Below are 13,297 nucleotides of genomic sequence, written 5' to 3' on the forward strand. Positions count from 1 at the left end.
AGCTCCGGTGATCACGGACGAGCGAGGAAGTCGTCCACCAGGCGCGCGCAGAAGGCTTCGTCGCTGGGCCGCCGGAGGATCAGGGCGTTGAACAGCAGCGGGCCGACGAGCCGGGCGGCCGCGAAGTCGACGTCGGGGTCACCGGGCAGGCAGTCGGCGAGGACGACGTCGAACGGGCGGCGGTAGGTGTCCACGACGTGGTCGCGCAGCTCGGCGAGGCGGCCGCGTTCCCCCTCGTCGGGCGGGCCACCGAGGCCGATCGCCGCCATCCAGACCAGTGCCGCCATCGCCGGCGCCCCTTCGATCTGCGCGGCCTGAGCCAGCACCAATCGGAGCAACCGGTCGCGCGGAGTGCCCTCGGCGGGCGCGTCCAGCGGCGGCAGCAGCTCCTGGAAGGCCGCCGCCAGGAGTTCGGTGTTGTTCGGGAAGTGCCGGTACAGCGTGGATCGCGCGACGCCGCTGCGCGAGGTGACCGCCTCGATCGTCACCGCGCGGACGCCGCCCTCGGCCAGCAGGGCGACGGCCGCGGACAGGATCGCCGACCGCGACCGGTCCAGCCGCGGATCACGCCGGCCCGGCACCTGCTGCGTCGTCACGCCCGGATCCTCCCAGACCTGGTTTCAGAACTGCCAGTACTGCTACGATACCGACAGTTTCGTTTCCTGCCGAGCGAGGTGGCATGCGCGTCGTCGCACGGTCCGAGGTCTCGTCGTCGTCCGCCGCGCGCCGGGCCTGGACCGTGGCCGTGATGTGCTCGGCGGTCGGCCTGGTGATCGCCATGGTCACGATCGTCAACACCGCCCTGCCCGCGCTGGCCGCCGACACCGGGGTCACGCAGGCGCAGCAGACCTGGATCGTGGACGTCTACACGCTGGTGCTGGCCGCGCTGGTGCTGCCGATGGGCGCGCTGGGCGACCGCCACGGCCGCCGGGGCGTGCTGGTCATCGGGCTGGTGGTGTTCGCACTCAGCTGTGCCGCTCCCCTGCTCGCCGAATCGCCGGCCTGGCTGATCACCGCGCGGGCGCTGACCGGGCTGGGCGCGGCGATGATCATGCCGGCCACGCTGTCGATCATCAACGCGAGCTTCCCCCCGGAGCGGCGCGGCCACGCGATCGGCATCTGGGCGGCCGTGGCGGGGCTGGGCGGTCTCGGCGGGCTGATCGTCGCCGGGCTGCTGCTGGAGCACTTCTCGTGGCATTCGGTGTTCCTCGGCCCGGCCGCGCTGTCCCTGCTGCTGGCGCTGGCCTGCGTCACGGTGCCGACCTCGCGCGAGCGGGTGCCCCACCGGTTCGACACGGCCGGCGCGGTGCTCGGCGCGGTGTCCATCGGGGCGCTGGTGTTCGGCATCCTGCGGGCGGCGGAGGTGGGCTGGGCCGACGCCGAGGTCATCGTGGCGCTGGCCGCCGGGGTGGTGCTCGCCGGCGTCTTCGCGTGGGTCGAGGCGCGGCACGCGGCTCCGCTGCTGGACGTGCGGTTGTTCGGCAACCGGGCCTTCGCGACCGGGTCGGTGTCGGTGACCGTGCAGTTCACCGCCGCGTTCGGCGCGCTGTACGTGCTGGCGCAGTACCTGCAGCTGGTGCAGGGGTACGGGCCGCTGGAGTCGGGCCTGGTGCTGTGGCCGATCGCGGTGTCGCTGCTGCCGCTGTCGATGGCCTCGGCCGCCATCGCGCGGCGGCTCGGGCTCGGCCCGCTGACGTGCCTCGGGCTGCTCGTCGTGGTCGCCGGCGTGCTGCTGCTGGGACGGCTCGGGCCGGACAGCTCCTACCCGGAACTGGCGGTCGCGGTGTGCGTGCTGGGCGGCGGGCTCGGGCTGACCGCGCCCGCGGCCACCAGCGCGATCCTGGACAACGTCCCGCCGGACAAGTACGGCGTGGCCTCGGCGGTCAACGACGCGACGCGGGAAATCGGGGCGGCGCTGGGGATCGCGCTCGCCGGGAGCGTGCTGTCGGCGACCTACACCCCGGCGGTGCGCCCGGCGACCGAGGCCCTGCCCGCGGCGGCGCGGGAGGCCGCGGACGGTTCGCTCGCCGGGGCGCTGGCGGTGGCCGGACAGTCCGGCCCGGCGGGCCGGCCGATCGCCGACGCCGCCCGGGCCGCGTTCGCCGACGGGATGTGGTTCAGCCTGCTGGCCCTGGCGGGCATCGTCACCGCCGGCGTCGTCGCCGCCGCGTGCCTGCGCCCGCCGAAGGGCTGATCAGCTCTCGTGCAGGATGACGCCGCGGATGTTGCGCCCGGCGTGCATGTCGGCGTAGGCCTGGTTCACCTCGTCCAGGCGGTACGTGGTGGTGATCAGCTCGTCGAGCTTGAGCGTGCCCGCCTGGTACATCCGGGCCAGCCGGGTGATCTCGAAGGCCGGCGTGCCCATGCCGAAGATGACGCCCTGGATGCGCTTCTGCATCATCGACAGCGCCCACAGGTTGATCGGCAGGCCCTCGTCCTTGACGTCGCCGATGCCGGTGACCACGACGGTGCCGAACTTGCCGATCGCGTTGACCGCCTGGGCCACGTGGTCGCCGGTGGTGACGCCGACGGTGACGATGGCCGAGTGCGCGCCCTGCCCGTTGGTGACCGACCGCGCGAAGTCGGCGGCCTCGTCGATGCCGGCGAACGCCTTCGTCGCACCGAACTCCAGCGCCTTGTCGCGTTTGAACGCGACCGGATCGACCGCGAGCACGTGCGCGGCTCCCCGGGCGCGGGCACCCTGCACCGCGTTCATGCCGACACCGCCGACCCCCATCACGATCACGGTGTCACCGGCGGAGACCTCCGCGCCGTACTCGGCGGAGCCCCAGCCGGTGGGCACGCCGCAGGACAGCAGGGCGGCGACGTGGAACGGGATCTCCGGGTCGATCTTCGTCAGGGAGAACTCCGGGACGATCGCGTGCTGGGCGAACGTGCCGACCATGGTCATCTGGGCGACGTCCGCGCCGTCCAGGTGCGCCCGGTAGGTGCCGTCGGCCATGCAGCCGCTCAGCGCGTACATGCCGAGGTCGCAGAGGTTGCCGCGGCCGGACGAGCAGGCCTCGCAGCGCCCGCAGGAGGGCACGAACTGCGCGACGACGTGGTCGCCGACGGCGAGGTTGCGCACCCCGGGGCCGACCGCCTCGACCACACCCGCGCCCTCGTGCCCGCCGATCAGGGGCAGATGCGGGGTCGGCATGTCGCCGGTGGTCGCGTGGTCGTCGGAGTGGCACAGCCCGGCCGCCACGAAACGGACCCGGACCTCGTGCTCCTTCGGCTCGTCCAGGTCGATGTCCACGATCTGCCACTTGCCCGGCTGTTCGAGCAGCGCGGCCGCACGGGTTCGCATCATTGCCCACCTTCACCTCTACAGACGCCGACCTGGCGAAGGTAGAACAGGTTCTAATTCGCGTCAAGCGCGCCGGGCTCGACAGACGGCCCGCGCGGGGCGACAATCCCGGGATGGACCGGCAGTCCCGGGTGGAGCTGAGCACCGCGCAGGTGCCCGCGGCGGAGGCGTTCGCCTACTGGCGGGAGATGATCTGCGAGACGTTCGTCCAGCTGAGCGCCGCTCCGGTGGCCGGTGGCGCGTTCGCCGGGCGGATCGAGCACGTGCCCGTCGGCACGCTCGAACTGTCCACTGTGGTCGCCGGCGGGCAGGTGGTCCGCCGCACCCGCAGCCTGATCGCCCGCGGCGCCGACGAGTACCTGCTCGCCAGCATCCAGCTCCACGGCCGCGGGCGCGTCGAGCAGGACGAGCGCGGCGCGGAACTGACCAGCGGCGACATGGCCTTCTACGACAGCACCCGCCCCTACACCCTGCGCTTCGACGACGACTTCCGGCAGCTGGTCGTCCAGGTGCCCAAACACGAACTGGCCCTGCGCGACACCCGCGCCCTCACCGCCCGCGCGCTCGGCCCCGGGCCGGGCCAGGTGGTTCCCGCCTTCTTCACCTCCCTGGCCGGCGCCGCCAAGGACAGCCCGCACACCTCCGCCCCGCTCCTGCCGCACGCCCTCGGCCTGCTGTCCGCGGCGGCCTCGTTCGCGGCCCGCACCGAGCCCGGGCCCGATCCGGCGCGCGCCCTCGTCCGGGAACGGGCCGTCGCGTTCATCCGCCGCAACCTGGCCGACCCCCGCCTGGACGTGGACCGGGTCGCGCGGGCCTGCCGTGTCTCCCGCCGCACCCTGTACCGGGTCTTCGCGCCGGACAGCGTGGCCGCCGAGATTCGCCGGATCCGCCTCGATCACGCCCGCGCGCTGCTGCTCGAACACCCGGACCGGCCGGTCGCCACCGTCGCCGCGCTCTGCGGCTTCGACAGCGAGTCCGGGTTCCACCGCGCCTTCCGCGCCGAGTTCGGCACGACCCCGGGTGGCACACGCGGTCAGTGACCCCGGCACACGCGGTCGGTTCCCCCGGCGCCCGGCCGCCGCAGAATGCCCTCCAGCAACCCGGAGCGGAGGAGGCGTCATGGAGAGCACGGTGCGGGTCGCGGCGGTGCAGGCGGAGCCGGTGTGGCTGGACCTGGCCGGCAGCGTCGAGAAGACGATCGCGTTGATCGGCGAGGCCGCGCGCGGCGGGGCGAAGCTGGTGGCGTTCGGCGAGACGTTCGTGCCCGGCTACCCGTGGTGGATCTGGCTCGACTCCCCCGCCGCGGGCATGGCGTTCGTGCCCCGCTACGCCGCCGGCTCGATGACCCGCGACGGCGACGAGATGCGCCGGATCCGCCGGGCCGCCGCCGACAACGGCGTGCACGTGGTGCTCGGCTTCAGCGAACGCGACGGTGGCAGCCTCTACATGGCGCAGGCCTTCATCTCCGGCACCGGGGAGCTGATCTCGGTGCGCCGCAAGCTCAAGCCGACGCACGTGGAGCGCTCGGTGTACGGCGAGGGCGACGGCAGCGACCTGCAGGTGCACGACACCCCGCTGGGCCGGCTCGGCGGGCTGAACTGCTGGGAGCACTTCCAGCCGCTCACCAAGTACACGATGTACAGCCTGGGCGAGGAGATCCACGTCGCGTCGTGGCCGAGCTTTTCGGTCTACCGCGGCGCCGCGACCGCCCTCGGCCCGGAGGTCAACACCGCCGCCAGCCTGGTGTACGCGGTCGAGGGCCAGGCGTTCGTGCTCGCCGCGTGTTCGGTGATCGGCGAGGCCGCGCACGAAGTCTTCTGCGACACCGAAGCCAAGCGGCAACTACTGCGGCGCGGCGGCGGTTTCGCGCGGATCTTCGGCCCCGAGGGCACGCCGCTGGCCGAGCCGCTCGCGGAGACCGAGGAGGGCATCCTGTACGCCGATCTCGACCCCGCGCTGATCGCGATCGCGAAGTCCGCCGCGGACCCGGTGGGCCACTACTCCCGGCCCGACGTGTTCCGCCTGCTGATCAACCGCAACCCCGCGCCGCGCACCGTCGAGGCGCCCGCGGACCCGGCGGCCGCCACGCCGAAGCACCCGGCCGAAGAGCTGAGCGAGCTGCTCCCGGGCTGACCACCGCGGCGGGTGCCCCGGGGCTCCGGGGCACCCGCGTCCGTCAGGCCGTCAGCCGCTGGTGCAGCTCCCCGGACGCCCGCTCGACCCAGTTGTGGGCCAGCCTGCCGTCGCGCCGGCGCCCGCGGACCCGGCGGCCACGCCGCACCACCCGGCCGAGGAGCTGAGCGAGCTGCTCCCGGGCTGACCACCGCGGCGGGTGCCCCGGGGCTCCGGGGCACCCGCGTGCGTCAGGCCGTCAGCCGCTGGTGCAGGCCCCCGGACGCCCGCTCGAACCAGTTGTGCATCAGCCTGCCGTCGCGCCGGCTCCCACGGCCCCAGCGTGGGCGACGCGCGCTGCGTGAGCTCCGTGCCTGCTGATCCCGGTGACGGCCGGCGCCGGGGCGTCCGGTTCGAGATCCACCACGGCCTCCGCCGGTCCAGCGGGTTCTCATTCAATGAGATCGCCGTTGTGCCCGTAGTGCCCGGATTCGCAAGCTCCACGCTGACAATCCGCACTCGACCGGCAGTGAGGCCCAGCATGAGTGGTCAGATGATCCGGGCTCGTCTCGACGCGAGCCCCATGTCGTCGTTCCAGTGGTCCGCCATCGGAATCTGCGTTCTCCTCAACGTTCTCGACGGTTTCGACGTGCTCGTCATGTCGTTCACCGCGAGCGGCGTGTCCCGGGAGTGGCAGCTGTCCTCGGCCGCGCAGGCGTTGCTGCTGTCCGCCGGGCTGGCCGGGATGGCGGCGGGCTCGCTGTTCCTCGCCCCGCTCGCCGACCGGTTCGGCCGCCGCGCGCTGATCCTCGGCTGCCTCGCCCTGTCCTCGGGCGGGATGTTCCTGTCCGCGGCGAGCCAGAGCGCGGTGCAGCTCGGCCTGACCCGGGTGCTGACCGGCATCGGCATCGGCGGCATCCTCGCCGCCAGCAACGTGATCGCCGCCGAGTACGCCAACGCGCGCTGGCGCGGGCTGGCGGTGAGCCTGAACTCGACCGGGTACGCGGTGGGCGCCACGCTGGGCGGGATCGTCGCGGCCGTCCTGCAGGGCACGGCGGGCTGGCGGGCGGTGTTCCTGTTCGGCGCGGTCGCGACCGCGCTGCTGATCGGGGCGGTGCTGTGGCGGTTGCCGGAGTCGCTGGACTTCCTGCTCGTCCGCCGCTCCCCCGGCGCGCTGGCGCGGCTGAACAAGCTGCTGGCGTCGATGAAGCAGCCGCCGCTGGACACCCTGCCCGACGCGCCCGCGCCGGTCCGCCCGTCGGTGGGCGTGGCGCAGCTGCTGTCGCCGGCCCTGCGCCGCAACACGCTGCTCAGCTGGCTCAGCTTCTTCCTGGTGATGTTCGGGTTCTACTTCGTGACGAGCTGGACACCGAAACTGCTGGTCGACGCGGGCCTGTCCGCGACGCAGGGCATCACCGGCGGGGTGCTGCTCAACCTCGGCGGCATCTTCGGCACCGCACTGCTCGGCCTGCTGGCGTCCCGGTTCCCGCTCAAGCACGTCCTCACCGGCTACGCGGTGGTCACCGCGGTCCTGCTCAGCGTCTTCGTCCCGGCTACCGGCACCCTCGCGCTCGCGTTCGGGGTGGGCCTGCTGATCGGGCTGTTCGTCAACGGGTGCATGGCCGGGCTGTACGCGCTGACCCCGTCGATCTACCCGGCGCCGGTGCGCGCCACCGGGGTGGGCTGGGGCATCGGGATCGGCCGGATGGGCGCGATCCTGTCGCCGGTCGTCGCGGGGTGGCTGCTCGACGCGTCCTGGACGCCCGGGGCGGTGTACCTGCTGGTCGCGGTGTTCCTGCTGCTCGGCGGCGCCGCCGTGCGCGCGGTGCGGCTGCGCCCGGCCACGGCCGCGGCCGCAGTGGCCGAGCGCGGCCGGTGACCGCTCCTCCTGCTCGTCCTTGTTCTTCGTCCAGTCGTCGCCGTTGCCCTTCGCGCCGTGCGGGGCCATGCCGCCCGCGGCCGGAGTGCCCGGGCGGCCGGCCGCGCCCGCGGCGCCCACCGTGCCGCGGGCCGCCGCGGCTTCCTCACCGGCCATCGCCACTGCGCCGGACCCGCGCCCCGCGCCGAGACGGCCGGCGCTCGTGCCCGCTCCGCCGACCCCCAGCACCTGCGCCGCCACCGAGCCCCTTGAGCGCGGCCGCACCGCCACTGCCCTTGGCGCCGGTGCCACCGGGAGGGGTGCCACCGAGGGAATCCAGCCCGCGCAACGGGTTCCCGGCCGGTGGGACACCACCGAGACGGCTGGCGATGCTGTCACCGTTGACCCCGCCCGAGTACCCGATGGCCGACACCCGGGCGGCCGGATCCACCGCCGAGGACGCGACCGTGGTGTCCGGCAGGTCCGGCACGCTCGCCCGGTACTCGGCGGCGCCCGCGGGAAAGTCCACATCGGACACCGCCGGCATGTCGACCGCTCCGGCACCGCGGGCAGGCGGGACAGCGCCAGTCCCGCCGAGGTCCGCGGTGGCACCCGCCCCCGCCGCATCGGTGGCCGACCGCAGGCTCGCCGTACCGACCGCGGTGTCCGGGATCGCCGTGGCCGGCCGCAACATCGACTGCAGCGCGGTGAGCCCGGTGAGCGAGGGCGGCGCCGGGAAGGCCGGGGTGAGGGTGGCCGCGCCGACGGTCTCGTCGTACTGGGTCATGATCCGCGCGGCCTGCTGCCGCAGCGCCTGCTCGTCGAGCTGCGCCTGCCGCGCGTAGACGACCGGGTCGGTGATCTGGGTCTCGTTGAGCGCCTGGGAGTGGATCTCCTGCTGGCGGCCGGTGAGCGTGGCACCCTTGGCCGTGGCGCCGAGCCACTTGCCGACTTCGGCGAGGTGACGGTGACCGCGGCGGAGTCGGCGTTGTCGTTGATGACGCGCAGCATGTCCTCGTGCGAGGCGTTGTCCCACACCGAGCTGGGCGCGCCGCCGTGGTCGCGGATCTCCACGCCCTCGTCGTCGACCTCGCGGGTGACCTGCGCGCGGATCTCGTCGCCCGAGGTGTGGTCGTGGCCGATGGGGCCGATGTAGCAGGGCGAGCCCGGGTCCGCGGTGACGTCCTGGATGCCGGCTCCGGCGCCGGACAGCTCCGCCATGGTTTCCCTTTCCTGGTCAGGCGCGGTAGCGGTGCAGCGTGGCCGCGGTGTCGCCGTCGGCGGGCCGGTAGTTCTCCTGGGCGAGCCGGATCGCCTCGATGTAGGTGGGCAGCTCGGCCCTGGCCTGCTGGAGCCGGGTGAGCAGGCCGCGGTCGTCGCCGGCGGTCCGCACCATCACGGCCGACACCCACCGGGCGGTGGCGGTGCTGCTCAGCCGCGGCGACCCGGCGAACCGCTGCAGCGCCGGCCAGCGGGCCTCCAGCGCGTCGACGATGTCCTGCAGCGCCTGGATCATCTTCTCGCCGGTCCGCTCGTCCACGGCGAACCCGCCGTTCGACGCGAGCCGCTTCAGCGCGACCGCCTGGTCGGCCTCGCGCGCGTCCTCGGTCATCCCCGCGCCTTCCTCAGTAGACGGTCGCGATCACGTCCCGGACGGCGTCGGCCACCCCGGCGAACGTGGCCGGCACGTACCGCGCGGCGGCGGTGCCCGCCGCGTCCGTGGTGGTCTGGACCAGGCACCGGCCGGCCTCGGTGTCCGGGCGGTCCTCGTGGCGGGACACCGTCAGCGGGCCGCCGGGCGCGGGGCCGGCCGGGGGCAGCGCGCCGGCCAGGCGGGGCACCAGGTCCTCGTCCGGGAAGAGGGAGAACCCCAGCCGGTCCTGGCCCGGCGCCTGGCGGATGGTTCGCCGCGAGTGGACAGGCCGCGGCCCTCGAGGTCGTCGTGCACCCGGATCGCGAGCCGGGCGAAGCGCAGCGGGTCCACGGTGGTGTGGCTGATCCGCAGCGGGAACACGCGGACGTCCACGCCCAGCGCCCGCCCGGCGACGACGGCCTCCACGCTGCCGAGCGTGAAGCCGAACCGAAACACCATCGACGCTTGTGTCACCTTTCGGGTTCCGGCCCCGGGACGTGCGGCGTGCCCGGCCAGTCTGGCCGGTGCGGTGATCAGTCCCAGGGGTTTTCCCGTGGCGCTGCCCGAACGGCCCGGCGATCGAGGGCACGCGGGCACTGGCGGCCGCTCATCTGAGCGCCGGTGTTCCCACGACGCACGGCGGGCTCACAGACTAGGCAAACCCGGCGCACAGCACGAGACCCGACGATGGTGCCCATGCGACACGACGAACCCGCCTACCAGGGCCGCCCGCTCCCCCGTCCGCACGAAGAGGTCGTGGACCAGGGGCTGGGCTTCGACCTCGGCACCCTGTTCGACCGCCGCCGGGCGCTGCGCTTCCTCGGCATCGGCGCGGCCGGCGTCGCGCTGACGGCGTGCGGCGCCACGTCCTCCGGCTCCTCGCCGACCACGACGTCGTCCGCGGCGTCATCCCCGGCGTCGGCAGCCGGGGAGATCCCGGACGAGACCGCCGGCCCCTACCCCGGCGACGGCTCCAACGGCCCGGACGTGCTGACGCAGAGCGGCATCGTGCGCGGCGACATCCGTACCAGCTTCGGCGAGTCCAGCGGCACGGCCGAGGGCGTGCCGATGACGCTGGAGCTGACGATCGCCGATCTGGCCAACGGCGGCGCCACGTTCACCGGGGTGGCGGTGTACGTGTGGCACTGCACCCGGGAAGGCGGGTACTCGATGTACTCCGACGGCATCGAGAACGAGAACTTCCTGCGCGGCGTGCAGATCGCCGACGGCGCCGGGCGCGTGACGTTCACCAGCATCTTCCCGGCCTGCTACGACGGCCGGTGGCCGCACATCCACTTCGAGGTCTACCCGGACCAGGCGAGCATCACCGACTCCTCGAACGCGATCGCCACCTCGCAGGTCGCGCTGCCGCAGGACGCGTGCGAGGCCGTCTACCAGCAGCCCGGGTACGAGGATTCCGTCGCCAACCTGCAGAAAGTGAGCCTGTCCAGCGACAACGTCTTCGGCGACGACGGCGGCGCGTCCCAGCTGGCGACGGTGACCGGTGACGTCGGCAGCGGCTACACCGTGAGCCTCGCGGTGCGCGTGGACACGCGGACCACGCCGTCCGCCGGTGGCGGGCCGGGTGGGGCGCCCCCGTCGCGGTGAGCCGTCACCGCTCAGTCCTCGCAGACCACGGGTAGTTCGACCACCCCGCGCACCAGGTTGTCCGCGCGCATCACCACGTCGGCGGCGGGGATCGCGAGCCGCAGCGCCGGGAACCGGGTGAGCAGCGCGGGCAGCGCGACCCGCAACTCCACCCGCGCGAGCTGCTGGCCGAGGCACTGGTGCACGCCGTGTCCGAACGCGACGTGCCCGGCGGCGTGGCGGAGCAGGTCGAGCACGTCGGGGTCGGCGAAGTGCGCGGGGTCGCGGTTGGCCTCGGGCAGCGACAGGGTGACGCACTCGCCGGCCGTGATCCGCTCACCGTGCAGCTCGACGTCCTCCAGCGCGGCGCGCACGGTGAACGGGATCACGCTGTGGTAGCGCAGCAGCTCCTCGATCGCGCGGTCCGGCTCGGCACGCAGCACCTCGGACGCGCCGGGGTGGGTGAGCGCGGTGAACGCGCCGAGCGCGAGCATGTTGGCCGTGGTGTCCAGGCCGGCGCCCAGCAGCGCGAAACCGATGTTGACCAGCTCCTCGTCGGTGAGGTCGCTGGCGGTGAGCCCGCTGAGCAGGTCGTCGGCAGGCGCGGCGCGCTTGGCCGCCACCAGGTCGCGCACGAACTCGTGCACCGCCGAGTACGCCGCCGCGGTCTGCTCCGGCGTCCGGTCCAGGCGGAACAGGTCCAGCGCGTGCCCGTGGAACCGGGCGCGGTCGGCGTAGGGCACGCCGAGCAGTTCGCAGATGACCTGGGCGGGGATCGGCTGCGCCCACGCGCGCACCAGGTCCACCGGGCCGCTCTGCCGCGCCACCGCGTCGAGGTGCTCGTCGCTGATCTCCCGCACCCGCTGTTCGAGCTGCCGCATGCGGCGGACGGTGAACTGGCCGGCGAGCAGCCGGCGGTAGCGCGTGTGCTCCGGCGGGTCCATCGAGTTGAACATCCCGGGCGGCGCGGGCGCCTGGTTGCCGGGCGCGCCGGGCACCGGCATGTGCCGCAGGTCGGAGCGGGCGCTGAACCGGGGATCGGCCAGCACCTGCCGGACGAGCTCGTGGCTCGTCGCGAGCCACCCGCGGTGTCCGTCGGGGTACGTCAGTCGCTTCAGCACGTCGCGAACGCTAGGAGCGGATTCGCACTCGAAGCAACCGGGCGGCAAGGATTTTCCAGGTAGGCCGACTACGATCGATGCAATGAGCCTGGAGCTGAATGCACCGATCCGCGCCCGGCTGACGTTCGGCGAACGCCGCCGCATCGCCGCCGGGCTGGCGATGGGGCTGAGCTACGCCGAGATCGGCCGCAGGCTCGGGCGGCCCGGATCGACGATCGTCCGCGAGGTCGCGCGCAACGGCGGCGCCCACGGCTACCGCGCCGACCGCGCCCAGCAGGCCACCGCCTGGCGTGCCCACCGCCGCCGCCCGGCCCCGCTGCCGGAGCCGCCCGCGGCCCGGGGCGGCGGCGACCCGCGGCGGTTCGAGCAGGACTTCGCCGCGATGATGGTCCAGACCGGTGTGCCGCCGATGGCGGCGAAGGTCCTCGTCCGCCTGTTCACCAGCGACACCGGCAGCCTCACCGCCGCCGAACTCGTCGCCGGGCTGCGGGTCAGCCCCGCGTCGGTCTCCACGGCCGTGCGCTGGCTCGCGGAGCGGGGACTGGCCCGGCGCGAACGCGACGGCCGCCGCGAGCGGTACGTCATCGACGAGCACGTCTGGTACCAGGCGTGGCTGGCCAGTGTCCGGTCGATGGCGCTGTGGGCGGACTACGCGTGGCGCGGTGCCGAGGTTTTCGGCGCCTCGCCCGCGGGCGACCGGCTGCGCGACACCGGACGGTTCTTCGAGCACCTGCGCCGCGACATGACGCAGGCGGCCGAGCACTGGCGGCACCTGCCGGACGACCGGTAGCCGGCGCCGAGGCCGTCCGAAACGGACGAACCACCCGGTATTCCGGGAACTGGTCACGAAGATCCGCCACGCCGCGACAAGCCGGGCAGCGATCAGGAGGATCTTCGTGACCAGTCAGCCCCCCGGCTTCGACCCCTACCAGTACCCGCAGTGGCCGCAGCCGCCCGCGCCGCGGCGCAACATCGGCGCCATCGTCGCGCTCGCGATCGCCGGGGCGCTCGTCGTCGCCGGGGTGTCGGTCGGGGTCACGCTCGCCGTCACGCGCGACGGCGGCACCACGAAGGCCGCGCCCGCCGGCACCTCCCGGCCGCGCCCGTCGACCTCGACGTCACCGACGCCGACGGTCCCGGTCAACCCGCGGCAGAACGTGGAGGTCGAGATCGGCGAGGCCGTCGGGTACGGCAGCCGCGCCGGTCAGCCGGAGGTCGTCTTCACCCTCACGAAGGTCACCGTCGGCGGCCGCTGCACCGAGCCGTACGCGCAGGAACCGGAGAACGGGCGCTTCATCTTCCTCGACCTGACGGTGACCACGTCCCCGTCCATGGGCGGGGACTTCGCGGGCAGCGTGCTCAACCCGAACAACTTCGCCATCATCGGCCCCGACGGCGTCACCGAGACCGGCGGCAGCCTCAGCAGCGCACCGGCGATCGGCTGCCTGTCGCGGGGCAAGCTGTTCCCCCTCGCCCTGTCGCCGGGCCAGAACTACCACGGCACCATCGTCCTGGACTCCCGCAACACCACCGGGCGCCTGGTGCTGGCCCCGTACGGGCTCGACGGGTTCAACGGCTGGGAGTGGAACCTCGGCGACCACGCCTGACGCCACGACCGTCCACACTGGAGCACTCCGGCCCGGCGAGCGCGCCGGTAGCGGTACGTCACCGGCGAG

General features: G+C 73.8%; 14 protein-coding genes. 7 read left to right on the forward strand and 7 right to left on the reverse strand.

The annotated features are described in order from the left end of the window. Window positions 1-11: 11 nt before the first annotated feature. On the reverse strand, window positions 12-596 hold the full coding sequence (locus tag D0D28_RS02440; RefSeq protein WP_116109556.1) for a TetR/AcrR family transcriptional regulator: 585 nt from the start codon (window positions 594-596) through the stop codon (window positions 12-14). 83 nt (window positions 597-679) lie between these two features. Here D0D28_RS02440 and D0D28_RS02445 point away from each other — a divergent pair, with 83 nt between their 5' ends. Continuing rightward, on the forward strand, window positions 680-2,194 hold the full coding sequence (locus D0D28_RS02445; RefSeq protein ID WP_116109557.1) for an MFS transporter: 1,515 nt from the start codon (window positions 680-682) through the stop codon (window positions 2,192-2,194). Here the strand turns inward: D0D28_RS02445 and D0D28_RS02450 are convergent, their stop codons facing one another. Then, entirely contained in the window at window positions 2,195-3,313 is a 1,119-nt protein-coding gene (locus tag D0D28_RS02450; RefSeq protein ID WP_094005124.1) for an NDMA-dependent alcohol dehydrogenase, read from the reverse strand. Between the two features lie 110 nt (window positions 3,314-3,423). Here D0D28_RS02450 and D0D28_RS02455 point away from each other — a divergent pair, with 110 nt between their 5' ends. From D0D28_RS02455 to D0D28_RS02465, 3 genes are all read left to right on the forward strand, one after another. Next, window positions 3,424-4,350 (forward strand): helix-turn-helix domain-containing protein, encoded by a 927-nt coding sequence (locus tag D0D28_RS02455; protein ID WP_116109558.1) that lies wholly within the window; start codon window positions 3,424-3,426, stop codon window positions 4,348-4,350. Window positions 4,351-4,429: 79 nt separating this feature from the next. Then, on the forward strand, window positions 4,430-5,443 hold the full coding sequence (locus D0D28_RS02460; RefSeq protein ID WP_116109559.1) for a carbon-nitrogen hydrolase family protein: 1,014 nt from the start codon (window positions 4,430-4,432) through the stop codon (window positions 5,441-5,443). Between the two features lie 520 nt (window positions 5,444-5,963). Continuing rightward, window positions 5,964-7,301, forward strand: a complete 1,338-nt coding sequence (locus D0D28_RS02465) for an MFS transporter (RefSeq protein WP_205413171.1) — start codon at window positions 5,964-5,966, stop codon at window positions 7,299-7,301. 145 nt (window positions 7,302-7,446) lie between these two features. Here the strand turns inward: D0D28_RS02465 and D0D28_RS02470 are convergent, their stop codons facing one another. The 4 genes from D0D28_RS02470 to D0D28_RS02485 form a co-directional block, all read right to left on the reverse strand. Beyond that, entirely contained in the window at window positions 7,447-8,316 is an 870-nt protein-coding gene (locus tag D0D28_RS02470; RefSeq protein ID WP_162830961.1) for a hypothetical protein, read from the reverse strand. 201 nt (window positions 8,317-8,517) lie between these two features. Further along, window positions 8,518-8,892, reverse strand: coding sequence for a hypothetical protein (locus tag D0D28_RS02480; RefSeq protein WP_116109563.1), 375 nt, complete (start codon window positions 8,890-8,892; stop codon window positions 8,518-8,520). A 13-nt stretch (window positions 8,893-8,905) separates the two neighbouring features. Then, window positions 8,906-9,061, reverse strand: a complete 156-nt coding sequence (locus D0D28_RS36500; RefSeq protein WP_240323055.1) for a hypothetical protein — start codon at window positions 9,059-9,061, stop codon at window positions 8,906-8,908. Window positions 9,062-9,063: 2 nt separating this feature from the next. After that, window positions 9,064-9,372 (reverse strand): hypothetical protein, encoded by a 309-nt coding sequence (locus D0D28_RS02485; protein WP_240323056.1) that lies wholly within the window; start codon window positions 9,370-9,372, stop codon window positions 9,064-9,066. A 237-nt stretch (window positions 9,373-9,609) separates the two neighbouring features. Here D0D28_RS02485 and D0D28_RS02490 point away from each other — a divergent pair, with 237 nt between their 5' ends. Beyond that, window positions 9,610-10,521, forward strand: coding sequence for an intradiol ring-cleavage dioxygenase (locus D0D28_RS02490; RefSeq protein WP_116109564.1), 912 nt, complete (start codon window positions 9,610-9,612; stop codon window positions 10,519-10,521). An 11-nt stretch (window positions 10,522-10,532) separates the two neighbouring features. Here the strand turns inward: D0D28_RS02490 and D0D28_RS02495 are convergent, their stop codons facing one another. Continuing rightward, window positions 10,533-11,621, reverse strand: coding sequence for a cytochrome P450 (locus D0D28_RS02495; protein ID WP_346009471.1), 1,089 nt, complete (start codon window positions 11,619-11,621; stop codon window positions 10,533-10,535). A gap of 82 nt (window positions 11,622-11,703) precedes the next feature. On the opposite strand from D0D28_RS02495, the gene D0D28_RS02500 reads away from it, so the two are divergent. Together D0D28_RS02500 and D0D28_RS02505 are read left to right on the forward strand one after the other, a co-directional pair. Then, complete coding sequence (locus D0D28_RS02500; RefSeq protein WP_116109566.1) at window positions 11,704-12,411, forward strand: helix-turn-helix domain-containing protein; 708 nt, start codon at window positions 11,704-11,706, stop codon at window positions 12,409-12,411. Between the two features lie 106 nt (window positions 12,412-12,517). After that, window positions 12,518-13,228, forward strand: a complete 711-nt coding sequence (locus tag D0D28_RS02505; RefSeq protein WP_116109567.1) for a hypothetical protein — start codon at window positions 12,518-12,520, stop codon at window positions 13,226-13,228. The last annotated feature ends 69 nt before the right edge of the window (window positions 13,229-13,297 follow it).

This window comes from Amycolatopsis ruanii (assembly GCF_003385175.1).
GTDB classification, from domain to species: Bacteria; Actinomycetota; Actinomycetes; order Mycobacteriales; family Pseudonocardiaceae; genus Amycolatopsis_E; species Amycolatopsis_E thermalba.

Excerpts from the sequence above, each read along its gene's own strand:
- D0D28_RS02485 (WP_240323056.1), bottom strand. The coding sequence starts at position 9,372 with ATGGTGTTTCGGTTCGGCTTCACGCTCGGCAGCGTGGAGGCCGTCGTC.
- D0D28_RS02445 (WP_116109557.1), top strand. The coding sequence starts at position 680 with ATGCGCGTCGTCGCACGGTCCGAGGTCTCGTCGTCGTCCGCCGCGCGC.
- D0D28_RS02480 (WP_116109563.1), bottom strand. The coding sequence starts at position 8,892 with ATGACCGAGGACGCGCGCGAGGCCGACCAGGCGGTCGCGCTGAAGCGG.
- D0D28_RS02455 (WP_116109558.1), top strand. The coding sequence starts at position 3,424 with ATGGACCGGCAGTCCCGGGTGGAGCTGAGCACCGCGCAGGTGCCCGCG.
- D0D28_RS02450 (WP_094005124.1), bottom strand. The coding sequence starts at position 3,313 with ATGATGCGAACCCGTGCGGCCGCGCTGCTCGAACAGCCGGGCAAGTGG.
- D0D28_RS02460 (WP_116109559.1), top strand. The coding sequence starts at position 4,430 with ATGGAGAGCACGGTGCGGGTCGCGGCGGTGCAGGCGGAGCCGGTGTGG.
- D0D28_RS02465 (WP_205413171.1), top strand. The coding sequence starts at position 5,964 with ATGAGTGGTCAGATGATCCGGGCTCGTCTCGACGCGAGCCCCATGTCG.
- D0D28_RS02500 (WP_116109566.1), top strand. The coding sequence starts at position 11,704 with ATGAGCCTGGAGCTGAATGCACCGATCCGCGCCCGGCTGACGTTCGGC.
- D0D28_RS02490 (WP_116109564.1), top strand. The coding sequence starts at position 9,610 with ATGCGACACGACGAACCCGCCTACCAGGGCCGCCCGCTCCCCCGTCCG.